The organism is Enterococcus sp. HY326 (genome assembly GCF_026157065.1).
GTDB lineage: Bacteria > Bacillota > Bacilli > Lactobacillales > Enterococcaceae > HY326.
This window is the reverse complement of record NZ_JANLGQ010000021.1, coordinates 1-3621: the sequence shown is the minus strand read 5'-3', so window position 1 is coordinate 3621 and position 3621 is coordinate 1. Positions and strand designations below refer to the sequence as shown.

Annotated in this window: 2 protein-coding genes; both read right to left on the bottom strand. The window is 35.4% G+C overall.

Features of this window, described 5'->3' with window-relative positions:
* Positions 1–582, bottom strand: a 582-nt coding sequence (locus ORH16_RS18745) for a hypothetical protein (RefSeq protein WP_265460453.1), incomplete at its 3' end; no start/stop codon positions are given.
* Between the two features lie 176 nt (positions 583–758).
* Positions 759–3440, bottom strand: a complete 2682-nt coding sequence (locus ORH16_RS18740) for a BspA family leucine-rich repeat surface protein (RefSeq protein WP_265460452.1) — start codon at positions 3438–3440, stop codon at positions 759–761.
* Between the last annotated feature and the right edge of the window lie 181 nt (positions 3441–3621).

The following is a 3621-nucleotide window of genomic DNA, read 5'->3' as shown; positions in this document are numbered from 1 at the left end:
ACTAACAATTTGAGAAAGTTGCGCCAAGTGTGAACTTGTCGGTTGACCATTCCACATTCGTTGGGCAACTTCTTTTCGCGTGAGAAATCCTCCCTTTTCATTGGATAATATTTCAAACAATTTTCTTTCTTTTGACGAGAAAGTCCCAATCGCTTCCATAAAAGTAACAGTTGATGCCAAAGTCCCACCTGGTTGACGTGCTTTTATTTCACTGAAATGTAGCTGTCGAGAAGAGGACAGTAACTCTCTCAAATTTGACAAAGGAGAATCCTTTGAGAATTGTGCAGTTAGTCCCAATTTCTGCCATTCTTCGGTTAACTCGTCATTTAAAGGAGGGATATCACAACGTAAAATCACACGGCCGGCTACTTGTCCCTTTCGTAAAATTGTGTCAACCATTTCATTTGTAAGGGTATCACTAAAAATTACAACAGGAAAATTGAATACCAACGGGGAATTATCTGTCATGAATGGCTCAACCAATTGTTTTGAGCAAAGAACTTCGTATCCTAAATAGTCTAAGTTTTCTTTCAATTGAGTATCTGCTGAAAGATTTGTCGTTAAAAGTAGTATTTGATTCATTTATCTTTCCTTCTTCCAGTCTGATTAGATAATCATCTTTAAGTTTACTGTGCAAGATGCACACATAAGATTTACTTATAGTTTAATAGTTATCATTTCTACAAATAGGTGTAGTGGTGATATTTTTTTGCCCTGACTACTGAGAACTAACCCAAATGGTTACATTGATCAAATTCTTATTTGTTTTTAGTAGTAAGTACCCAGTCAATTTTTCCAGTATAGTTCCCCAAATAATTTCGCTGTGTATTGAAGATATCCATACCGATACCCACATTATCTATTGAATTTCCTAGCACAGTGACAAACTGCTGTAAAGGAGTGCTTGTAGATTGAGTAGCTAACTGAGTTGCACTATCAATTGTAATTTTTTTCTTTTCTTTGTCTGTAGTTTGATAAAACACGTACCCTTTTAACGCTAAATTGTCACTTTCTCTCTGAACATCGCTAGATAGTTGGGCGCTAAGAACCCACTGTACAGTACGGTTTGTATTTAATATTTTGACATTTTCGATTGGACTATTGGTTGGGTATACTACTGTTTCTTTGGCTAATAAATCTCTAGGATCAAAGTTTCCGAAGCTAAATTCATTAGGAACAGAAATTAATTTTGTCATAGGTGTATAAGAATAAGTTATGCTAAAATTTTTTGTTGGAACAGTCGTATACTCTTGGGTATTTGAAGTTCCAGTTGTATAGGAATCTGACGTAATTGTTCTATAGCCATCAAATGCAAGATCTGTAGCGGAGAATTGATCAGAAATAGTTGCACCAGTTTTAACTGTTTTAGTCACTGCAGTTTTTGTGGTAGATGTTTGTAATGCATCTTCAAAAATTGGTTTTTTATCAACTGCATCCAAGTAGTTAACTGTCATTGTCACTGTGGCTGGACCCCAGACATACGTACCTGGTTTTGTCCCGTCGTAATTTGCAAGGAATTGGGAGGTTGTACCCACTATGGACTCATCTACCTGATATTGCCAATTGCCAGAATAAGTATCATTGACAGTGATATTAGGTAATGCAGATGCATTAGATGTGTCTTTAAACTTGGGACCAAGTGTGATTGATTTCAATGACTTTGTATCGGCTAATGCACGATTTATGTTTGGATTCAAAGTTGTATTATCAAAGTTAGTCAAGTCTAAACTTGTTAGACTACTCATACCTGAAAACATATTACTCATATCTGTAACTTTAGAGGTATCAAAGCTAGTTATATCTACATTCGTTAATTTAGATGCTCCACTTAGAAAACTGTATATGCTAGTAACTTTACTAGTTTTGAAACTACTTAAATTTAAACTTGTTAGGCTGCTGGTAGATTGAAACATATTAGCCATATCAGTGACCTGACTAGTATCAAAACTACTCAAATTTAAGCTTGTTAAACCAGATGCTACAGCAAACATGTCTCTCATACTAGTAACTTTACTAGTATTAAATTTACTCAAATCCAGACTAGTTAAACTAGATGCATATAAAAACATACCCGTCATGGATCTTGCATTGCTAGTATCTAAATAAGTTAAACCCTCTATCGTCGTTAAATTCTGTAAAGAATAAGCAGTTTGCTGTCCATCTGTTTGTGTCTTAAAACCACCAAATAGATAACCTGCCTCAGCCTGTGTGCTAACAGGACTGGTAAACACAATTTTTTTAACTGCTGTGTTAGAAATTCTTAAAGCATCCGATCGATTCCATGGAGATTCATAAAAAGGACCCAAGGTACCTCCAGAAGTAAACGTGATTGTCCCAGTACTACTATCAAATGACCACGGTACATCTCCCCATAACTGTTGATTTCGAGTATAAGTGATTGTTTCTGATTCCATAGCCTCAAGTTTAGTATTATTGTCCATTTGATACGATTTAACTGATATTTTTAAATTGGTCTCATTAGCTGTTTGGCCAAAAGGAACTGAGATAGATGAAGTATCATCTACCGTGTACACCTTCCCATTCACTGTAGCTGTTGATCCAGTTGGATATGCAGTGCCATTTTCATCAGCTAAAGTCAAGGTGGAACTGTATGTTGATCTAACTTCTTTTTTCACTATGGGTGTATTTGTTACTAGTTTTGGAACAGTAAAACTTCCTATTCGTGCATACTGACTCCTGGAACCTGCTCTATTACTAGTAGTTGCAGCAATTGAAAAATAGTAGTCACCATTATCAATGGTTGCTTGATAGATTGTTTTACCATTAAATGTATAGGTTATTGAATGGCTAGCAGCATCATAGTTGAAACTGTAAGTAAATTCTGAATAACCTGATGAAGTACTAATTGCTTCAGTTTTTTTTACACTTTTATTTCCATTGGAATCTGTGGACCAAATTCCTAAATAAGGAGTGGCAGGTTCCCCAGTATTTTGATATGTATCAAAAACTAACGCTACTGAATTATGTAACCCAACAACACCAATACCACTTGAACCATTTCCCAAAGTACCAACAGGATCTTTACTCAATATTACAGAGAATCCATCAGCATTACGAGAAGATACTACAGCTATATCAACTGCCAATTTTCCAGAAACAGAAAAATTGTGATCTAGGTTGAGCTTCTCTTTATAATACATACTTCCAATTGCATTATTTTGGGCAGGCGTCAGGACTGCCCATTGATTCGAAGACCAAGTAGCAGTAGGCGATCCATATAATTTAAATTCATTTTTTATATTTTGAAATTGTTCATCTGTTAGTGAATCAACATTGTACTCATAACTTATTGCTTTTGTAGTAACAGGATAGACTGTGGTGGAGTCTGCAATAACTGCAGTAGGACATATCCATAAGAATAAAAGACCGATAATACATATCCCTATCCAGTTAATCTGTTCCCGTATCTTTTTTTTCATATCTCTCCACCCAATCTTTTTAATACTAGTTTAATTGTCTATTAGTTTAAACCATGGATTGTTACAGTAACTTTCTCGCAATCCTTAAGACTTAATGATTACTTGAAAGTTGTACTGTTGTTACTGATTCGGAACTAAGCAGTTGGGCTATCTGTACCAGTGTCAGACAATACCCAAGTCA